This is a genomic window from Streptomyces sp. NPDC012769 (genome assembly GCF_042901205.1).
GTDB lineage: Bacteria > Actinomycetota > Actinomycetes > Streptomycetales > Streptomycetaceae > Streptomyces.
Genome location: NZ_JBIBCP010000002.1, coordinates 401778 through 421485, shown reverse-complemented (window position 1 = coordinate 421485; position 19708 = coordinate 401778). Strand labels below are relative to the sequence as shown.

Annotated in this window: 16 protein-coding genes and 2 tRNA genes; 5 read left to right on the top strand and 13 right to left on the bottom strand. The window is 70.6% G+C overall.

The genetic code is table 11. The features are described 5' to 3' along the window. The 3 genes from ACFY7C_RS10715 to ACFY7C_RS10705 all read right to left on the bottom strand — a co-directional run bounded on the left by ACFY7C_RS10715 (position 1) and on the right by ACFY7C_RS10705 (position 5509). A complete protein-coding gene (locus ACFY7C_RS10715; RefSeq protein WP_389647008.1) occupies positions 1-1500 on the bottom strand; it encodes a bifunctional folylpolyglutamate synthase/dihydrofolate synthase in 1500 nt (499 codons plus the stop codon). A 117-nt stretch (positions 1501-1617) separates the two neighbouring features. Further along, positions 1618-2754 (bottom strand): sensor histidine kinase, encoded by a 1137-nt coding sequence (locus ACFY7C_RS10710; RefSeq protein WP_389647005.1) that lies wholly within the window; start codon positions 2752-2754, stop codon positions 1618-1620. Between the two features lie 133 nt (positions 2755-2887). Then, positions 2888-5509 carry a valine--tRNA ligase gene (locus ACFY7C_RS10705; RefSeq protein ID WP_389647002.1) on the bottom strand — a complete coding sequence of 874 codons (2622 nt, stop codon included), beginning with the start codon at positions 5507-5509 and terminating at the stop codon, positions 2888-2890. Positions 5510-5647: 138 nt separating this feature from the next. Here ACFY7C_RS10705 and ACFY7C_RS10700 point away from each other — a divergent pair, with 138 nt between their 5' ends. Further along, positions 5648-6622, top strand: a complete 975-nt coding sequence (locus ACFY7C_RS10700) for a hypothetical protein (protein ID WP_389647000.1) — start codon at positions 5648-5650, stop codon at positions 6620-6622. An 82-nt stretch (positions 6623-6704) separates the two neighbouring features. On the opposite strand, the gene clpX is transcribed toward ACFY7C_RS10700, so the two are convergent. From clpX to ACFY7C_RS10675, 5 genes are all read right to left on the bottom strand, one after another. Beyond that, on the bottom strand, positions 6705-7988 hold the full coding sequence (gene clpX / locus ACFY7C_RS10695) for an ATP-dependent Clp protease ATP-binding subunit ClpX (RefSeq protein ID WP_360309418.1): 1284 nt from the start codon (positions 7986-7988) through the stop codon (positions 6705-6707). A 168-nt stretch (positions 7989-8156) separates the two neighbouring features. Continuing rightward, positions 8157-8819, bottom strand: coding sequence for an ATP-dependent Clp protease proteolytic subunit (locus ACFY7C_RS10690; RefSeq protein WP_345488304.1), 663 nt, complete (start codon positions 8817-8819; stop codon positions 8157-8159). A gap of 63 nt (positions 8820-8882) precedes the next feature. Continuing rightward, positions 8883-9500, bottom strand: a complete 618-nt coding sequence (locus ACFY7C_RS10685; RefSeq protein ID WP_389646997.1) for an ATP-dependent Clp protease proteolytic subunit — start codon at positions 9498-9500, stop codon at positions 8883-8885. 273 nt (positions 9501-9773) lie between these two features. Next, on the bottom strand, positions 9774-11153 hold the full coding sequence (gene tig, locus ACFY7C_RS10680) for a trigger factor (protein ID WP_389646994.1): 1380 nt from the start codon (positions 11151-11153) through the stop codon (positions 9774-9776). Positions 11154-11303: 150 nt separating this feature from the next. After that, positions 11304-11380, bottom strand: a tRNA-Pro gene (locus ACFY7C_RS10675). A 132-nt stretch (positions 11381-11512) separates the two neighbouring features. Here ACFY7C_RS10675 and ACFY7C_RS10670 point away from each other — a divergent pair. Beyond that, positions 11513-11583, top strand: a tRNA-Gly gene (locus ACFY7C_RS10670). 267 nt (positions 11584-11850) lie between these two features. Continuing rightward, a complete protein-coding gene (locus tag ACFY7C_RS10665) occupies positions 11851-13251 on the top strand; it encodes a hypothetical protein (protein WP_389646992.1) in 1401 nt (466 codons plus the stop codon). A gap of 57 nt (positions 13252-13308) precedes the next feature. Here ACFY7C_RS10665 and ACFY7C_RS10660 read toward each other — a convergent pair whose 3' ends face one another. The 3 genes from ACFY7C_RS10660 to ACFY7C_RS10650 form a co-directional block, all read right to left on the bottom strand. After that, entirely contained in the window at positions 13309-13503 is a 195-nt protein-coding gene (locus tag ACFY7C_RS10660; protein ID WP_345488297.1) for a hypothetical protein, read from the bottom strand. 159 nt (positions 13504-13662) lie between these two features. Then, on the bottom strand, positions 13663-14124 hold the full coding sequence (locus ACFY7C_RS10655) for an HD domain-containing protein (RefSeq protein ID WP_389646989.1): 462 nt from the start codon (positions 14122-14124) through the stop codon (positions 13663-13665). A gap of 40 nt (positions 14125-14164) precedes the next feature. Next, complete coding sequence (locus ACFY7C_RS10650; RefSeq protein WP_389646986.1) at positions 14165-15310, bottom strand: PP2C family protein-serine/threonine phosphatase; 1146 nt, start codon at positions 15308-15310, stop codon at positions 14165-14167. A gap of 109 nt (positions 15311-15419) precedes the next feature. Here ACFY7C_RS10650 and ACFY7C_RS10645 point away from each other — a divergent pair, with 109 nt between their 5' ends. After that, the gene (locus tag ACFY7C_RS10645; protein WP_389646983.1) at positions 15420-16649 is read left to right on the top strand and encodes a GNAT family N-acetyltransferase; all 1230 of its coding nucleotides are present in this window, start codon (positions 15420-15422) and stop codon (positions 16647-16649) included. A gap of 4 nt (positions 16650-16653) precedes the next feature. Here ACFY7C_RS10645 and ACFY7C_RS10640 read toward each other — a convergent pair whose 3' ends face one another. Beyond that, positions 16654-17475: an Fpg/Nei family DNA glycosylase gene (locus tag ACFY7C_RS10640; protein ID WP_389646980.1), complete on the bottom strand. Its 822-nt coding sequence runs from the start codon at positions 17473-17475 to the stop codon at positions 16654-16656. A 9-nt stretch (positions 17476-17484) separates the two neighbouring features. Next, positions 17485-17976 (bottom strand): ribose-5-phosphate isomerase, encoded by a 492-nt coding sequence (locus tag ACFY7C_RS10635; protein WP_345488286.1) that lies wholly within the window; start codon positions 17974-17976, stop codon positions 17485-17487. Positions 17977-18183: 207 nt separating this feature from the next. Here ACFY7C_RS10635 and ACFY7C_RS10630 point away from each other — a divergent pair, with 207 nt between their 5' ends. Beyond that, entirely contained in the window at positions 18184-19644 is a 1461-nt protein-coding gene (locus ACFY7C_RS10630) for an amino acid permease (protein ID WP_389646978.1), read from the top strand. Positions 19645-19708 lie beyond the last annotated feature (64 nt).

Below are 19708 nucleotides of genomic sequence, written 5' to 3'. Positions count from 1 at the left end.
TCAGCCTCGCTTCAGCAACAGTCGGGCGTCGCCGACCGTGAAGATCGAACCGGTGACGAGGACGCCCGCGCCCGCGTACTCGTCCTCCTCCTCGGCGAGCGTGATCGCCGCCTCGAGGGCGTCGTCGAGCCGCGGCTCCACGACCACCCGCTCGTCGCCGAAGACCTCGACCGCGATCGCGGCGAGCGCGTCGACGTCGGTGGCCCGGGGGTTGGAGTTCGCCGTGATCACCACCTCCGCGAAGATCGGCTCGAAGGCTTCGAGCAGCCCCTTGGCGTCCTTGTCGGAGCTCGTCGAGACCACACCGATGAGCCGGGAGAAACCGAAGGACTCGGTGATGCCCTCGGCCGTCGCCCGCGCGCCGTGCGGGTTGTGCGCCGCGTCCAGGATCACCGTCGGCGAGGAGCGCACGACCTCCAGCCGGCCCGGCGAGGCCACCTGGGCGAAGGCCCGGCGGACCGTGTCCACGTCCAGGGTGCGGGCGTGTTGCGCGCCGATGCCGAAGAAGGCCTCGACGGCGGCGAGCGCCACGGCCGCGTTGTGCGCCTGGTGCGCCCCGTAGAGCGGCAGGAACACGTTGTCGTATTCGCCGCCGAGGCCGCGCAGGGTCAGCAGCTGGCCGCCGACCGCGACCTCGCGCGAGACGACGCCGAACTCCATGCCCTCGCGGGCCACGGTCGCGTCGACGTCGACGGCCTTCTTCAGGAGCACCTGCGCCGCGTCCACCGGCTGCTGGGCCAGGATCACGGTCGCGCCCTGCTTGATGATCCCGGACTTCTCGCCGGCGATCTCGCCGGTGGTCCCGCCGAGCCGGTCGGTGTGGTCCAGGTCGATCGGGGTGACGACGGCGACGGAGGCGTCGATGACGTTGGTGGCGTCCCAGGTGCCGCCCATGCCGACCTCGACCACGGCCGCGTCGACCGGGGCGTCGGCGAAGGCCGCGTACGCCATGCCGGTGAGCACCTCGAAGAAGGAGAGGCGGTACTCCTCACGGGCGTCGACCAGCTCCACGTACGGCTTCACGTCCCGGTACGTCTCGACGAAGCGCTCGGCGTCGATCGGGGCGCCGTCCAGGCTGATCCGCTCGGTGATGGTCTGCACGTGCGGCGAGGTGTACCGCCCGGTGCGCAGGTCGAAGGCGCCGAGCAGGGCCTCGATCATGCGGGCCGTGGAGGTCTTGCCGTTGGTGCCGGTGATGTGGATCGACGGATACGCGCGCTGCGGGTCGCCCAGCACGTCCATCAGGGCCGCGATCCGCTTGACCGAGGGCTCCAGCTTGGTCTCGCCCCAGCGGGTCGACAGCTCGGTCTCGACCTCGCGCAGCGCCTTGTCGACCTCGGGGTCGGCGGGGCGGGAGGGCACCGGATCGCCCTGGGGCGGCCCGGCCATCGCGCGCAGGGTGCGGCTGCCGGCCTCGATCACCGCCAGGTCCGGGTCACGGTCGGTCTCGGCGTCGACGATGTCGTCGAACTGGTCGCTCGGGTCGCTCGGCTCACTCACGCCACCAGTCTACGGAGGGGCACCGACAGGACCGGGGACCCACCCCTTTCGGGGTCTTTCGCCCCACCGGCTCGCGTCGCGAGCCCGGCGAGATCGGCGAGATCGGCGAGACACCCCTTAGCGCAGCCCGCTCGGCAGCAGGGCCGTCACCGCGTAGACACCGTTCTCGCGGCGGGCGGTCAGCGAGCCGCCCATGCTGGTGACGCGCTCCTCCATGGAGAACAGGCCGGTGCCGGTCGACACCGGGGCGCGGTCCGGCGGGGTCGGGGAGAGCGGGTTGCGGACCTCGACGCGCAGGGACGGGCCCTCGACGGTGATGGCGACCGTCACCGGCAGGCCGGGCGCGTGCTTGGCCGCGTTCGTCAGACACTCCCGCACCACCCGGTGGACGGCCGCCTGCCGCAGCGGCGACAACGCCTTCGCCTCCTCCGCGACGGTGACGTCCACGGGGCTGCCCATCCGCTCGCTCTCCTCGGCGAGCGCGGCGAGCCCTTCGAGGCCCGGGGTGGCGGCGGCCGCGTCGCCGCGCCGCACGATGGTCTCGTTGAGCATGTGGTGGGCGCGCCGGGCCGTGTCGGCGAGCTCCTCGAAGTCCCGCTGGTACGCCTCTCCCCTGGCCCGTACGGCCAGCACCTCGGCCCGCACCGCGAGCACGGTCAGCTCCCGGCCGACCAGGTCGTGCACATCGCGCCCGACCGAGATCCGCTCCTCCTGGACGGCCTGCCGGGCGGCGGCCTCGCGGCGCTGGGCCTCCAGGGCGCGCACCAGGTCCTGGCGGAAGGCGGCGATGCCGACGCCCGCGGCGAGGACGCCGATCGGGACGACCAGGCTCAGGAAGTCGCTGAGGGTCTCGCCGTGCCGGGCGGGCCAGCCGGGCGTGTGGAAGTACGCGTAGGCGGTGCCCACGTACAGCGCGGTGGCCAGGACGGCGGTCCGCCGGCCCCGGAAGCGGCCCAGCGAGTACAGCGCGAACTGGACCATCGTGAGCTCGTGCAGCCAGCCCATCAGGCCGAGCGCCACGAGGAACGGCACCCACGGGGCCTTCCGCCGCAGCACCAGCGTGGCCGCGCCGGCCGCGAGGACCAGGGTGGCGGTGACCCCGGTGAGGGAGTTGTCGGCGCGGGCGAGCCCCGGCACGTCCAGGAGCATGAGGCCGAAGGCGCTGAGTGCCGCGACGACGTCCGTGGCCCGGGGCGACCCCGCCCACCGGTCCGCACAGCGGCGCAGCGCGGGGAGGGTGGGGAGGCGGAGCATGCCTTCCATCATCCAAGGTCCTTCGGCCCGAGCTGACGGACTTCGGTCCCCTGTCATGTGAGGTCACACACTCCGGACATACGGGAGGGGCCCGGAACCGTCCCCGGTTCCGGGCCCCTCCCCCACTGCTCCGCTACGCCTGCGGCAGGCGCTCCAGCTGCGCCTGGATGCGGGCGATGTCCTCGTCCGCCTTGGCGAGCCGGGTGCGGATCTTGTCGACCACGTTGTCCGGCGCCTTGGCCAGGAAGGCCTCGTTGCCGAGCTTGCCCTCGGCCTGTGCCTTCTCCTTCTCGGCGGCGGCCAGGTCCTTGGCGAGGCGCTTGCGCTCGGCGGCGACGTCGATCGTGCCCGACAGGTCGAGCGAGACCGTGGCGCCGGCGACCGGCAGGGAGGCGGTGGCGGCGAAGCCCTCGCCCTCCGGCTGGAGGCGCAGCAGCTGACGGATGGCGGCCTCGTGCGCGGCGAGCGCGGTGCCGTCGAGCTCCAGACGGGCGGGGACCTTCTGGCCGGGCTGCAGGCCCTGGTCGGCGCGGAAGCGCCGGACCTCGGTGACGACCTTCTGGACCAGCTCGATCTCCTTCTCCGCGGCCTCGTCGCGGAAGCCGGAGTCGGTGGGCCAGTCGGCGATGACGACGGACTCCTTGCCGGTGAGCGTGGTCCAGAGCGTCTCGGTGACGAACGGGACGATCGGGTGCAGCAGGCGCAGCATCACGTCCAGGACCTCGCCGAGGACGCGGCCGGAGACCTTGGCCTGCTCGCCGCCGGCGAAGAAGGTCGTCTTCGACAGCTCGACGTACCAGTCGAAGACCTCGTCCCAGGCGAAGTGGTACAGCGCGTCGCTGAGCTTCGCGAACTGGTAGTCCTCGTAGTACGCGTCGACCTGCGCGACCGTCTTGTTGAGTCGGGAGAGGATCCACCGGTCGGTCGCGGACAGCTGCTCGACCGGGGGCAGCTCGCCCTCGACGGTCGCGCCGTTCATCAGCGCGAAGCGGGTCGCGTTCCAGATCTTGTTGGCGAAGTTGCGGGAGGCCTTGACCCAGTCCTCGCCGATCGGGACGTCGACGCCCGGGTTGGCGCCGTTGGCCAGGGTGAAGCGGACGGCGTCGGAGCCGTACTCGTCCATCCAGTCCAGCGGGTTGACCACGTTGCCGAAGGACTTCGACATCTTCTTGCCGTTCTGGTCACGGACCATGCCGTGCAGGGCGATGGTGTGGAACGGCGGGGTGCCGTCCATCGCGTACAGGCCGAACATCATCATCCGGGCGACCCAGAAGAAGAGGATGTCGTACCCCGTGACGAGGACGGAGTTCGGGTAGAACTTCGCGAGGCTCTCGGTCTGCTCGGGCCAGCCCAGCGTGGAGAACGGCCACAGGCCGGAGGAGAACCAGGTGTCCAGGACGTCGGTGTCCTGGTGCCAGCCGTCGCCGGCCGGCGGCTCCTCGTCCGGGCCGACGCAGACGACCTCACCGTTCGGGCCGTACCAGACCGGGATGCGGTGGCCCCACCACAGCTGGCGCGAGATGCACCAGTCGTGCAGGTTGTCGACCCAGTCGAAGTACCGCTTCTCCATCTCCTGCGGGTGGATCTTGACCTTGCCGTCGCGGACCGCGTCGCCGGCGGCCTTGGCGAGCGGGCCGACCTTGACCCACCACTGCATCGACAGGCGCGGCTCGATGGTGGTCTTGCAGCGCGAGCAGTGGCCGACGGAGTGGACGTACGGGCGCTTCTCGGCGACGATCCGGCCCTCGGCGCGCAGTGCGGCGACGATGGCGGAGCGGGCCTCGAGGCGGTCCAGGCCCTGGAAGGGGCCGTGGGCGGTGATGACCGCGCGCTCGTCCATGACGGCGAGGTTCGGCAGGCCGTGGCGCTGGCCGATCTCGAAGTCGTTCGGGTCGTGCGCGGGGGTCACCTTGACGGCGCCGGTGCCGAACTCGGGGTCGACGTGGCTGTCGGCGACGACCGGGATGCGGCGGCCGGTGAGCGGCAGCTCGATCTCGGTGCCGACCAGGTGCTTGTAGCGCTCGTCGTCCGGGTGGACGGCGACGGCGGTGTCACCGAGCATCGTCTCGGCGCGGGTGGTGGCGACGACGATGGACGCGTCGCCGTCGCCGTAGCGGATGGAGACGAGCTCGCCGTCGTCGTCCTGGTACTCGACCTCGATGTCCGAGATCGCGGTGAGACAGCGCGGGCACCAGTTGATGATGCGCTCGGCGCGGTAGATCAGCTCGTCGTCGTAGAGCTTCTTGAAGATGGTCTGGACGGCCTGGGACAGGCCCTCGTCCATGGTGAAGCGCTCACGGGACCAGGCGACGCCATCACCCAGACGGCGCATCTGGCCGGAGATCTGGCCGCCGGACTCGGCCTTCCACTGCCAGACGCGCTCGACGAACGCCTCACGGCCGAGGTCGTGGCGGGACTTGCCCTCCTTGGCGAGCTCGCGCTCGACCACGTTCTGGGTGGCGATGCCCGCGTGGTCCATGCCCGGCTGCCACAGCGTCTCGTAACCCTGCATCCGCTTGCGGCGGGTGAGGGCGTCGATCAGCGTGTGCTCGAAGGCGTGGCCCAGGTGGAGGGAGCCCGTGACGTTCGGCGGCGGGATGACGATGGTGTACGGCGGCTTGTCGCTCTTGGCGTCCGCCTCGAAGTAACCCCGCTCTACCCAGCGCTCGTACAGCTTCCCCTCTACTTCGGCCGGCGCGTACTGGGTCGGCAGTTCGGGAGTGGCTGCTGTCTGCTGCTGAGTGTTCTCGGTCACGGGCTCAGTTTAGGGGGGACCCGGCGTTGTCCAGAAACTCGATTGTTCCGTAACGGTGTGACCCCCACCGCCCCGGCGCCGCACGGCTTCCGACAGGATGTTCGCTACGCATAAACATCCTGTGAGGGGAACCTGTCCATGAGCTACAACCAGCCGGGCCCGTACGGCGGCCAGCCCCAGCAGCCCGGGCCGTACGGCCAGCCGGGTCCCTACGGCCAGCAGCCCCAGCAGCCGGGGCCGTACGGTCAGCCGCAGGCCCCGCAGCCCGGCTACGGCTACCCGCAGCAGGCCCCGCAGGGTGTCCCGCCGCAGCAGCCGGGGCCGTACGGCCAGCCCGGCCCCTACGGCCAGCAGCCCCAGCAGCCCGCCCCGTACGGCCAGCCGCCGCAGCAGCCCCCGTACGGCGCCCCTCAGGGCCCCGGTGGCTACATGCCGCCCCCGCCGGTCGCGAAGAAGGGCAAGGCCGGCTGGATCATCGGCGCGGTGGCCGTGGTGGCGGCGCTGGGCGTCGGCGCGTACTTCGTGTTCGGCGGTGGCGCCTCGAACGTGGCGAACGACGGCCCGCACAAGCTGACCACCCCGGACATCGTGCTCGGCGAGTACAAGAAGGACGCCAAGGGAGGCGACTCGGCCGGAAAGGACTCCCTCAAGGAGGCCCAGACCGGCGTCAAGAACGCCACCCAGATCGAGGCCGGCTACAAGGTGGAGAACAAGGCCAACCCGCTCGGCGGCAAGATCCTCTCCTTCAGCGGCCTCTACGGCGAGATCGACGACCCGGAGAAGGTCGTCGACGACGTCTTCGCCGCCGTCAAGGCCGAGTCCGACAAGGAGAAGGACAAGGACACCCCCGAACTCGTCGGCAGCCCGCAGCAGTACACGCCCGCCGAGGCCGACGGCGCCGTCCTGAAGTGCCAGGAGGCCAAGACCAAGCCCGACGCCGCCCAGGGCACCCCGGCGTTCAGCATGACCATGTGCGTGTGGGCCGACCACAGCACCGTGGGCTTCGTGGTCCCGGTGGACATGGCCGACATGCTCGCGGGCAAGGCCCGTTCGGGCGAGGAGGCGGCCGCCCTCACCGCCAAGCTCCGCAAGGAGGTCCGCGTCAAGATCTGAGGCCTGACGGCCCGTTCGGGCGCACACCAGAAGGGGCGCCCCGCCGGTTCGGCGGGGCGCCCCTTCTGTTCGTCCGTGCGGCTCAGGCCGACTTCTCGTGCCTGCCGTCGTTCTTCACGATCCGCGGGACCAGCGTCGGGTTGACGTTGTTCCGGACCACGTCCGCCGTGATGACCACGCGGGCCACGTCCTTGCGGGACGGGACCTCGTACATCACCGACTGGAGGACCTCCTCCATGATGGCGCGCAGACCGCGCGCGCCGGTGCCGCGGAGGATGGCCTGGTCGGCGATGGCCTCCAGGGCCGGGCGGTCGAAGTCCAGCTCCACGCCGTCGAGTTCGAAGAGGCGCTGGTACTGCTTGACCAGTGCGTTGCGCGGCTCGACGAGGATCTTCAGGAGGGCCTCGCGGTCCAGGTTGTGCACCGAGGTGATGACGGGGAGACGGCCGATGAACTCGGGGATCATCCCGAACTTCACCAGGTCCTCCGGCATGACCTCCTGGAACTGGTCGCTGGCCTCGATCTCCCGCTTGGAGCGGATGGTCGCGCCGAAGCCGATGCCCTTGGCGCCGGCCCGCGACTCGATGATCTTCTCCAGGCCGGCGAAGGCGCCGCCCACGATGAAGAGCACGTTGGTCGTGTCGATCTGGATGAACTCCTGGTGCGGGTGCTTCCGGCCGCCCTGCGGCGGTACGGAGGCGGTGGTGCCCTCCAGGATCTTCAGCAGGGCCTGCTGCACGCCCTCGCCGGAGACATCGCGGGTGATCGACGGGTTTTCGCTCTTACGGGCGACCTTGTCGATCTCGTCGATGTAGATGATGCCGGTCTCGGCCTTCTTGACGTCGTAGTCGGCGGCCTGGATCAGCTTGAGCAGGATGTTCTCGACGTCCTCGCCGACATAGCCCGCCTCCGTCAGCGCGGTGGCGTCGGCGATGGCGAACGGCACGTTGAGCATCCGGGCCAGGGTCTGCGCCAGGAGCGTCTTGCCGGAGCCGGTCGGGCCGAGCAGCAGGATGTTGGACTTCGCCAGCTCGATGGCGTCGTCGCGCCCCGCGCCGCCGCCGTTCTCGCCGGCCTGGACGCGCTTGTAGTGGTTGTACACCGCGACCGAGAGGGCCTTCTTCGCGGGCTCCTGCCCGACGACGTACCCCTCGAGGAACTCGTAGATCTCGCGAGGCTTGGGAAGCTCCTCCCAGCGCACCTCGCTCGTCTCCGCGAGTTCTTCCTCGATGATCTCGTTGCAGAGGTCGATGCACTCGTCGCAGATGTACACACCGGGTCCCGCGATGAGCTTCTTCACCTGCTTCTGGCTCTTTCCGCAGAACGAGCACTTGAGCAGATCGCCGCCATCACCGATGCGTGCCACGAGGTGCTTCCCCTTCGCCTGGGAGCGCTTGGTTCAGCGACTCCTGGTGCCTCATATTCGACGGTACCTTGCCGGGCCCCCCGTTCGGGCCCCCCTTGGCACGGTTGACATGGTCGGAATTCGGCCATGCCCACCGCCATGTCCACCGCGCCGCGGGAAGGTCGAGCGTCAGGCTGCCGCGGCGGCCGTGCTCTTGCGGGTCGAGACGATCTGGTCGATCAGGCCGTACGCGAGGGCGTCCTCGGCCGTCAGGATCTTGTCGCGCTCGATGTCGTCGCGGATCTTCTCGATCGGCGTCGAGGAGTGCTTGGCCAGCATCTCCTCCAGCTGGCTGCGCATGCGCAGGATCTCGTTGGCCGCGATCTCCAGGTCGGAGAGCTGCTCGCGGCCGGTGCCGCCGGAGGGCTGGTGGATCAGCACGCGGGCGTTCGGCAGGGCCATCCGCTTGCCGGGGGTGCCGGCGGCGAGCAGCACGGCCGCGGCGGAGGCCGCCTGGCCCATGCAGACCGTCTGGATGTCCGGCTTCACGAACTGCATGGTGTCGTAGATGGCCGTCAGCGCGGTGAACGAACCACCGGGGCTGTTGATGTAGATCGAGATGTCACGGTCCGGGTCCATCGACTCCAGGCACAGCAGCTGCGCCATGACGTCGTTGGCCGAGGCGTCGTCGATCTGCACGCCGAGGAAGATCACGCGCTCCTCGAAGAGCTTCGCGTACGGGTCGTACTCGCGGATGCCCTGCGAGGTGCGCTCGACGAAGCGCGGGACGACGTAGCGGTTGTCCATCGGCGCGCCGGTGTAGAGGCCGCTCGGGGAGAGGTTGTTCTGCATCTGGGTGTTCACCGTCCTGGTGGCGTTCGGCGGGGGCTGGGGCTCTTCAGCGGACTGACGGGCTCAGGCGCCCGTGCCGCCGCCGCCGGGAACGCCCGCGGCGTGCGTGATGATGGAGTCGATGAGGCCGTAGTCCTTGGCCTCCTCCGCGGTGAACCAGCGGTCGCGGTCTCCGTCGCGGATGATCGTCTCGACGGTCTGACCGGAGTGGCGCGCGGTGATCTCGGCCATGCGCTTCTTCGTGCGAAGAAGGTACTCGGCCTGGATCTTGATGTCCGAGGCGGTGCCGCCGATGCCGGCGGAGCCCTGGTGCATCAGGATGTCGGTGTTCGGCAGCGCGAAGCGCTTGCCCTCGGTGCCGCCGGTGAGCAGGAACTGGCCCATCGAGGCCGCCATGCCCATACCGATGGTCACGACGTCGTTGGGGATGTACTGCATGGTGTCGTAGATGGCCATGCCGGCCGTCACCGAGCCGCCGGGGCTGTTGATGTACAGGTAGATGTCCTTCTCCGGGTCGGCGGCCAGAAGGAGCATCTGCGCGGTGATCTTGTTGGCGATCTCGTCGTCGACCTGCTGGCCGAGGAAGATGATGCGCTCGCCGAGCAGCCGGTTGTAGACATGGTCGCCGAGGCCACCACCGATGGACGGCTCACCCGCGGCGTAAGGCTTCAGATTCGTCACGTATCCACCTGCTCGTCTCCGACGGCCACGGGGCCGTCTCAGCGTCTCGTTCTGAGGGCAGTGCCCTCGTATTCATGGACCCTAACGCGCTGGTAGGCGGGCGCCATCCCGCTTACCGAACTGTTCGCTGGGAGCGCAAGGTAGTTGGGCGCGCATAAACCGGCCACGGAGGGGTCCTGGTACGTCCACGGGCCCGGGCGCACAGCTGTGCGTCCGGGCCCGTGGCGCGGGCTTCACCGGGAGGCGCGGGCCTCCCGGTGAGCCTGGTGGGGCTTACTTCTCCTCGGAGACCTCGGCCTCGCCTGCGACGGCCTCGACCGTCTCGGTGGCCTGCTCCTCGTCCTCGTCGGACAGGTCCACCACGTTGCCGTTGGTGTCGACGACCTTGGCGGCCTCGACGACGACCGCGAGGGCCTTGCCGCGGGCGACCTCGCCGACCAGCATCGGCACCTGGCCGCCCTGGACCACGGCCTGGGCGAACTGGTCGGGGGACATGCCGGAGGAGGCGGCGCGGCGCATGAGGTGCTCGGTGAGCTCCTCCTGGTCCACGTTCAGCTTCTCCTGGGAGACCAGCTCGTCGAGCAGGAACTGGGTCTTGATGCCCTTGACCGCCTGCTCCTTGGTCTCGGCGTCGAACTCCTCGACCGTCTTGCCCTGGAACTCCAGGTACTTCTCGAGGGTCAGACCCATCTGACCGAGCTGGTGGTGCTCCAGGTTGTGCTTGCGGGTGTTGATCTCGTCCTCGAGGAGCTTCTCGGGGACGGGGATCTCCGCCAGCTCCAGGAACTTCTCCAGGACGCGCTCCTGGGCCTGGGTGGCCTGGTCGAACTGCTTCATGTTCTCGAGGCGCTTGCGGCTGTCGGCCTTGAGCTCGTCGAGGGTGTCGAACTCCGACGCCATCTGCGCGAACTCGTCGTCGAGCTCGGGGAGCTCACGGGCGGCGACGGCGGTGACCTTGACGGTGACCTCGGCGTCCTTGCCCTCGGCGGAGCCGCCCTTCAGCTGCGAGGTGAAGGTGGCCTCGCCGCCGGCCTCCAGGCCGGTGACGGCCTCGTCGATGCCGTCGAGCAGCTCGCCGGAGCCGATGGTGTACGAGACACCGCTGGCGACACCGTCGGGCAGGACCTCGCCGTCGACCTTGGCCTCGAGGTCGAGGGTGACGACGTCGCCCTCGGCCGCGGCGCGCTCGACCGGGTTGGTGGAGGCGAAGCGCTCGCGCAGCTGCTGCACGGACTTCTCGACGTCCTCGTCGGTGACCTCGATGGCGTCGACCTCGACCTCGATGCCGGAGTAGTCCGGGATCTCGATGGTCGGGCGGATGTCGACCTCGGCGGTGAAGGCCAGCTTCTCGCCGTCCTTCAGCTCGGTGATGTCGACCTCGGGCTGACCCAGCGGGTTCAGCTCGGCCTCGTTGACCGCCTCGGTGTAGAGCTTCGGGAGGGCGTCGTTGACGGCCTCCTCCAGCACCGCACCACGGCCGAACCGCTGGTCGATGACGCGCGCGGGGATCTTGCCCTTGCGGAAGCCCTTGACCGTGACCTGCTGGTTGATCTTCTTGTACGCCGCGTCGAGGCTGTCCTTGAGCTCCTCGAAGGGCACCTCGACAGTGAGCCGAACCCGGGTCGGGTTCAGGGTCTCCACGGCGCTCTTCACGGTTCGGTCTCCTTGGTGGCTGATTCCTGGTTTCCGGCGGCACCGCCAGGGGGCGGTTCCTGCCGATCGGCCCGGTCAGAGAGACACACGGGCACGCAGCTTGCATAGTAACCGCAAGCGGCTTGCGCCCCACAACGTGATCTTGGCTGGTGGTCGGGGTGGCGGGATTTGAACCCACGGCCTTCCGCTCCCAAAGCGGACGCGCTACCAAGCTGCGCCACACCCCGTCGGTGCGACACGTAGGGTACATGGACGGGGACGGTGCGACGCCCCCTCTTTTCGAGGGGCGTGCGGGCACCCACCGGGACCCGCTACGATGGCGTCCGTGCCGCGGCGCTCCCAGCCTGCGGTGCCGCTTCGCGGGCGTAGCTCAATGGTAGAGCCCTAGTCTTCCAAACTAGCTACGCGGGTTCGATTCCCGTCGCCCGCTCTGACGGTTACGGCCCGGGCCGGTCCATTTTCGATGGACCGGCCCGGGCCGTCGTCGTTAGCTTCTCTCCCGCAGTGATCAACTGCGCTGATCGGGAGGGGAGTCATGAGACGAACGAGCAGAGGGGCCGTGGCCTCGCTGGCGCTGGCGTGCGCGGCGGCGCTCCTGGGGAGCGGGACGGCGTCGGCCGCCGCCGAGTCCCCGTTCACGCCGGTGGATCCGGCGTCGCTCCCGGGTGGTTGCGTGACCTCCGGAGACCTTCCCTGGGTGGGGAACACGGATCTCGTGACGCTGACGGCGAAGGTCCAGGACCGGAACGGCACCGGTGGGCTGCCCGAGGCGCACTTCCGGCTGTGGCGTGCGGGGGCGGCGGAGGCGCCGGTCGTCGACACGACGGTCCCGACGAGCGGCGGCTCCACGGTCGCCCTGCGGGTGCCCGGGCAGTCGATGCCGCCCGAGGGCCCGTACTGGTGGCAGGTGCGGCTGGAGAGCGCGGGCCGGGCCTCGGAGTGGACCGTGCCGTGCGGGTTCTCGACGGATTACACGCGGCCGGCCGCCCCGGCGGTGACCTTCCTGGACGCGACCCCCTATCCGAACGCCTCGGAGCCGGGGACGGTGCGGACCGTGCGGCTCGCCCTGCCGGAGGGGACGGAGGCCTCGCACTTCTGCGTGGACCCGAGGTACCGCGAGTCCACCCTGTCCTGCCCGGCCGACCGTCGGGTTCCGGTCGGCGCCGACGGGACGGCCACGACGACCTTCGTCACGCCCGAGGACTCCGGTCCCATGACCTTCTGGGCCCGGGCGGTGGACCGTGCGGGCAATTCCTCGGACGCGGTGGGCGCCGAGTACTGGATCAGGTCGCCTTTCCCGGAGCCGTTCGGTGACTACGACAGCGACGGCCGGGCCGATCTGCTGGGTGTGGACGCGCAGGGGCGGCTGACGCTGGCCGCCGGCGTCGAGGGCGGGTTCTCGGCGCCCGTCGTCGCCGACGGGCGGGACTGGTCGGGCGCGGTGGTGGCGCGGGCCGGGCACCTGATCAACCGGTACGGGCCGCAGGAGCCCAACGACGTGCGCAACGACCTGGTGGCCCGGCAGGGCGCGAAGCTGTTCGTGTACCCGGGTGACGGCAGGGGCGGCTTCGGGGCGCCGGCCGAGATCACCGGGTACGACTGGTCGGGCGTGACCGGGATCGCCGTCCGCCGGTCGTTCGCGGGGCTGCCGAAGGTGGTGGCGGTCGAGGGTGACCGGCTGCTGGTGTTCGACCTCTACGAGGGTGCCGAGCTGCGCGCGGCCGAGCCGACGGTGCTGGCGGCGAGCGGCTGGGCGGGGCGGACGATCGTCGCCTCGGAGGGCAGGGCCGAGATGCTGCCGGCCGGTGTCCTGGCCCGGGACGCGGTCCGGGGCTCGCTGGAGTTCGCCGGTGTCGACCACGGCTGGGAGGCTCCGTACGTCCTGACGGAGCCGGTGACCGTGGCCGGATCCGGATGGGGCGAGTCGGAGGTGCCGGCGCTCGTCGCGGCCGGGGACCTGGCCGGTGACGAGCGGATCGATCTGGTCACGACCGACCCGCGGGGCGGTCTGGTGCTGCACCCGGCGCACGAGGACGGCACGCTGGGCGCGCCGGTGGCGCTGACGGGTTCCGGGTTCGAGGGCGTCCGGCTGTTCTGAGACCGGGCGGCGTGACCGGAGAAGGCCCCTGCCGAGCGGCGGGGGCCCTTGACCGGTTCAGAACTTGATCGCGCCGATGGTCCGCGTTATCGAGTCGAGGAAGCGCTGGATGTCGTCGGCCATGCCCGTGGAGGCAAGGAAGAAGCCGAAGAGCACCGCGACGACGGCCGGGCCGGCCTTCAGGTTTCCGCCGCGGATCAGCACCACCAGGATGATCGCCAACAGCAGCACCACGGACAGTGAAATGGCCACAACTGATCACACCCTCGGTCGGTCCCGCCTTGCCGCCGGGGAGCGCACGTCACAGAACACCCCCGCCGCATCTATCGTGCCACCAACTTCCTGCCCAGGACGGTGGGGTGACGAATCGTCGCCGTCGAAATCAAGCCAAGGTGACGAATTCCGTCCTGATCATTTCTGTGGGGCGAGGCCGAGAAGCGACCGGACGCGGGCGTACTTGGCGGTGAGCCGGTCCCGGGTCGGCGGGTCGAGGACGGCGAGCCGGGCCGGATCGGCGTTGTGCGCCAGGTCGGCCTCCTTGACCAGGAGGGCGCCCGGGGTGGCCAGAATGCGACGGGTGTAGTCCTCCAGCTCCTCGCCGGGGCGCTTGGTGAGGGCGAGCACCATGGCCTTCACCTCCGTCGGCAGGGCCGCGTCCGCCAGCCACTTCTCGGACAGGGCGTCGTCCTCGACGGCGTCGTGCAGCCAGGCCGCCGCGATCTGCCCGGGGCTGCCGCCCCGGACCCGTACGCCCTCCGCGACGGCCCTCAGGTGCTCGGCGTAGGGCCGGCCCGCCTTGTCGGTCTGGCCGGCGTGGGCGGCCACGGCGAGGGCCTCGATCTCGGCGAGGGTGAGGTACGGCGTACCGCTCATGAGGTCATCCCCGGCGTCATCAGTTGCGTCATCCCTTGCGTCATCCCTTGCGGCTGATGAGGAGCAGCGCGCGGTCGTCGTTGACGTCCTTGGCACACGCTTCGATGAGGTGCCAGGCGGCGCCCTCGAAGCCGGCGGTGACATAGCGGTCGGCCTCGCCGGTGAGCCGGTCGATGCCCTCGGCGATGTCGCGCTCGGCGCTCTCGACCAGGCCGTCGGTGAAGAGCATGAGGACGTCGCCGGGAAGCAGGGAGCCCTTGACCGGGTGGAACTCCGCGCCGTCGTAGACGCCGAGGAGGGGCCCTTCGGCGGCCTTCTCCTCCCAGCGTCCGCTGCCCGCGTGGAGCTGCAGGGCGGGCAGGTGGCCGGCGGAGAGCAGTTCGTAGTCGCCGGACTCCAGGTCCAGGACGAGGTGGATGGAGGTCGCGAAGCCCTCGTCCCAGTCCTGGCGCAGCAGATAGGCGTTGGCGGCCGGCAGGAAGCCGTGCGGGGGCAGGGAGCCGAGGAGTCCGCCGAAGGCGCCGGAGAGCAGCAGGGCGCGGGAGCCCGCGTCCATGCCCTTGCCGGAGACGTCGGTGAGCAGGACTTCGAGGGTGCGGCCGCCGTTGGTGCGGGCGGCGACGACGAAGTCGCCGGAGAACGACTGGCCGCCGGCCGGGCGGAGCGCCATCTCGCGGTGCCAGCCGGCCGGGAGGCGGGGCAGCGCGCTCTGGACCCGGATGCGTTCGCGCAGGTCGAAGAGCATGGTGCCGCCGCGCCGCCAGGGCACGCCGACGCGGGCCCGGAACTGGGCGATGAGCAGTCCGAAGAAGCCGCAGGCGGCGACGACCAGGACGGTGCCGGGGGTGACCCGGGCGGGGCCCTGGGTGTAGGGCCCGAGGACGACGGACTCGACGATGAGGGCGCCGGCGGCAGCCGCGTACAGGCCGAGGAGGCTGGCGGGGCGCAGCAGCAGCCCGCCGGCGACGATCGGCAGGACGAGGGCGGCGGGCGAGCACCACACGGGGTCGGCGATGGTGCCGAAGGCGATGGCGGGGACGGTGAGGAGGAGTCCGGCGAGCGCGACCCAGTCGGAGCCGTCGCCGCGGAAGTAGTCCACCCCGGACCGGCGCAGCGCGACGCGGACCCGGTGGGCGCTCCTGCGCATCCGGGCCGCGTACGAGTCCACTCCGGCGCGACGTCCCATTGGCCTGGACCCTATCCACCCCGTCGGAGCTCGTGCAGGGGGGTACCCAGGTGACATTGCATTCGAAATCGGGTCGCGTCGGTCCGAGGGGCGCTGATATCGATGGCATATGACGACTGAACTGCGGGTGCTCGACCCCGCCGCGTGGGACGACTGGTACGGGGTTCTGGAGCTCGCGTTCGGGGGTGTCGCGGAGGCGGACGAGGAGCGGGCGCTCTGGCGGGAGCTGACCGAGTGCGAGCGTTCGGTCGGCGTCTGGGACGGGGACCGCTGCGTCGGTACGGCGGGGGCGTTCACGTTCCGGCTCTCGGTGCCGGGCGGGGCCCTGCTGCCGGCGGCGGGGGTGACGATGGTGAGCGTGGCCTCGACGCACCGGCGGCGGGGGATCCTCACCTCGATGATGCGCCGCCAGCTCGACGACGTACGGAGCTGGGGCGAGCCGCTCGCGGTGCTGACGGCCTCGGAGCCGGAGATCTACGGCCGGTTCGGGTACGGGGTGGCCTCGCACGCGGTGCGGGCGACGATCGACCCGACCCGGGTGCGGCTCGTGGTGCCGGAGGGCACGGACGAGGTGGCGCTGCGGGTGACGACGCCGGCGGAGGGGCTGGCGGCGACCGAGGCGGTGTACGCGCGGCTGGTCGCGGGCCGGCCGGGGATGCCGGCGCGGCGGCCCGGCTGGGAGCGGCTCGCGCTGATCGACCCGCCCGCCAACCGGGACGGCGCGTCACCGCGGCAGTGCCTGCTCGCGGAGCGGGACGGCGAGGTCGTGGGGTACGCGCACTACGCGATCCGGCCGAAGTGGTCGTGGGCGGGCCCGGAGGGATCCGTCATGGTGCAGCAGCTGGCGGGGCTCGACCCGGTGGCGGAGGCGGCGCTGTGGCGGTTCCTGTGCTCGGTGGACCTGACCTCGCGGGTGGAGGTGCACAGCCGTCCGGTGGACGACGCCTGGCAGCACCTGGTGACGGACGTCCGGCGGTGCGAGCCGACGCTGCGGGAGGGGCTGTTCGTCCGGCTCGTGGACGTGGGCGCGGCGCTGGCGGCGCGGACGTACCAGGCGCCGGTGGACGTGGTGTTCGAGGTCGAGGACGCCTTCTGCCCGTGGAACGAGGGGCGTTGGCGGCTGACGGGTGACCCGAAGGGCGCACTCTGCGTCCGTACGGACGAGGCCGCCGATGTGGCCTTGTCCGTACGGGAGTTGGGCTCGGCGTATCTGGGCGGGGTGTCGCTGCTGTCGCTCGCGGCGGCCGGCCGGGTGCGGGAGCTGCGCGAGGGGGCGCTGGTGGAGGCGTCCGTCGCCTTCGGCTCTCCGGTCGCGCCCTGGCTGCCGCACGGGTTCTAGGCGTCTACGGGCGGGCCCCGGCGGGCTGGCAGGCCGGGCACCAGAAGAGGTTGCGGGCGGCGAGGTCGGCGGTGCGGATCTCGCCGCCACAGATGTGGCAGGGCAGGTGGGCCCGGCGGTAGACGTAGACCTCGCCGCCGTGGTCGTCGACGCGCGGCGGGCGGCCCATCGCCTCGGGGGTGTGCTCGGGGCGGACGGTGTCGATGCGGTTCAGGCGCACGCCCTCGCGCATCAGCAGCACCAGGTCGTCCCAGATCGCGCGCCACTCGCGCTCGGTCAGGTCCTTGCCCGCGCGGTACGGGTCGATGCCGTGCCGGAAGAGGACCTCGGCGCGGTAGACGTTGCCGACGCCCGCGATGATCTTCTGGTCCATCAGCAGCGCGGCGATCGTCGTGCGGGACTTCGAGATGCGGCGCCAGGCCTTGTCGGGGTCGTCGCCGTCCCGGAGCGGGTCGGGGCCGAGCCGGTCGTGTATCGCCCGCTTCTCGCCGTCGGTGATGAGCGCGCAGGTGGTGGGCCCGCGCAGGTCGACGTACGCGTCGGGGTCGGCGAGCCGGAGCCGGACCGTGTCGGTGGGCGGCGGGGCGGGCGCGTCGCCGAAGCCGACCTTGCCGAAGAGGCCGAGGTGGATGTGGATCCACTCGTCGCCGGGGAAGCCCAGGAAGAGGTGTTTGCCGTGGGCCTCGGTGCGGGCGAGGACGGTGCCGTCGAGGAGGGCGGCGGAGTCGGCGAACTTGCCCTGCGGGCTGGTGACGCGCACAGGCCGGCCGCCGAACCGTTCCCGGTAGTCGGCGGCCAGCCGGTGGATGGTGTGCCCCTCAGGCATGGGTGCTGATCAGGCCTCGTTCTGCGGGTGGTGCGCCGGGATCGGCGGGAGCTCGCCGGTGGTCTCGTACGCGCTCAGCATGTCGATGCGGCGGGTGTGGCGCTCGTCGCCCGAGTACGGGGTGGTCAGGAAGATCTCGACGAACTTGGTCGCCTCTTCCTGGGAGTGCATGCGTCCGCCGATGGAGATCACGTTGGCGTTGTTGTGCTCGCGGCCGAGGGCGGCGGTCTGCTCGCTCCAGGCGAGGGCGGCACGGACGCCCTTGACCTTGTTGGCGGCGATCTGCTCGCCGTTGCCGGAGCCGCCGATCACGATGCCGAGGCTGTCCGGGTCCGCGGCCGTCTTCTCGGCGGCGCGCAGGCAGAACGGCGGGTAGTCGTCCTGGGCGTCGTAGATGTGGGGGCCGCAGTCGACGGGCTCGTGGCCGTGGGCCTTCAGCCACTCGACGAGGTGGTTCTTCAGTTCGTAACCGGCATGGTCGGAGCCGAGGTAGACGCGCATGGTCCGAGTGTGGCACGACCCGGGCGGGGTAGCGGTCAGCGGGGTCGGGACCTTGGTTCGGGACTTCCGTCCCGAAAGGTCCGGACCTTATCTCCGGCATATGTCCTGAATCACGATCCGGAATCAGCTCTTCCGTACTCATCGGTCTCCGGGTTACATGTCACCGGCTCGCGACCCGAGCAGCCCCCACACCCGAAGGAAGCGTTCATGAACACGCAGCCGACCCTGGCAAAGGAAGGCGGGAACACCGGAAACCCCGGTCACTCCCAGGACTCCTCCGCCGCCCACGGCTCCGATGGCCTCAAGGCCGGCCTCAAGAACCGCCACCTGTCGATGATCGCCATCGGCGGCGTCATCGGCGCCGGTCTCTTCGTCGGCTCCGGCTCCGGAATCGCCGCGGCCGGCCCCGCCATCCTCCTCTCCTACGCGCTCGTCGGCGCCATGGTCGTCTTCGTGATGCGGATGCTCGGCGAGATGGCCGCCGCCCGCCCCTCCTCCGGTTCCTTCTCCGCCTACGCCGACCGGGCGCTCGGCCGCTGGGCCGGCTTCACCATCGGCTGGCTGTACTGGTTCTTCTGGGTGGTCGTGCTCGCGGTCGAGGCGACCGCCGGCGCGGTGATCCTGGAGAGCTGGATCCCGGCCGTCCCGCAGTGGGCCTGGGCGCTCATCGTGATGGTGGTCCTCACCGCCACCAACCTCGGCTCCGTCGCCTCGTACGGCGAGTTCGAGTTCTGGTTCGCCGGCATCAAGGTGGTCGCCATCGCCGCCTTCGTCGTCATCGGCTTCCTCGCCGTCTTCGGCGTGCTGCCGGGCTCGGACAACCCGGGCGCGGGCCTCGCGCACCTCACCGACACCGGGGGCTTCTTCCCGATGGGCGCGGGCGCGATCCTCACCGGTGTGCTGATGGTCGTCTTCTCCTTCATGGGCAGCGAGATCGTCACCCTGGCGGCCGGCGAGTCGGAGGACCCGCAGCGGGCCGTGACCAAGGCGACCAACAGCGTGATCTGGCGGATCGGCGTCTTCTACCTGGGCTCGATCTTCGTCGTCCTCACCCTGCTGCCGTGGAACGACAAGTCGATCACCGAGAAGGGCTCGTACGTCGCCGCCCTGGACTCCATCGGCATCCCGGCCGCCGGCCAGATCATGAACGTGATCGTCCTGACCGCCGTGCTGTCCTGCCTGAACTCGGGCCTCTACACCGCCTCCCGCATGGCCTTCTCCCTCGGCCGGCGCGGCGACGCGCCGAAGTCCTTCGCCCGCGCCAACTCCCGCGGCGTCCCGGTCATGGCGATCCTCGCCTCCGTGGTCTTCGGCTTCGTGGCGGTCTTCTTCAACTACTGGCGTCCGGACGACGTCTTCGCCTTCCTGCTGAACTCCTCCGGCGCCGTCGCCCTCTTCGTCTGGCTGGTCATCTGCCTGACCCAGCTGCGGATGCGCGGGATCATCCAGCGCGAGTCGCCCGAGAAGCTGGTCGTGAAGATGTGGCTCTTCCCGTACCTGACCTGGGCGACCGCCGCGATGATCGTCTTCGTCCTCGGCTACATGGTCTACGCCGGCGGCAGCAACCGCGAGCAGGTCGTGCTCTCGCTGCTCGTGGCCGGGCTCGTCCTCGCGATCGGTCTCGTCAAGGAGCAGCTGCGCAAGCGCGCGGAGAGCGAGCGGATCTGATCCGCGCGATCGCTCTCCATACCTGACGGAGCCTGTCAGGTATCCGCGAAAGGCTCTCCGTACA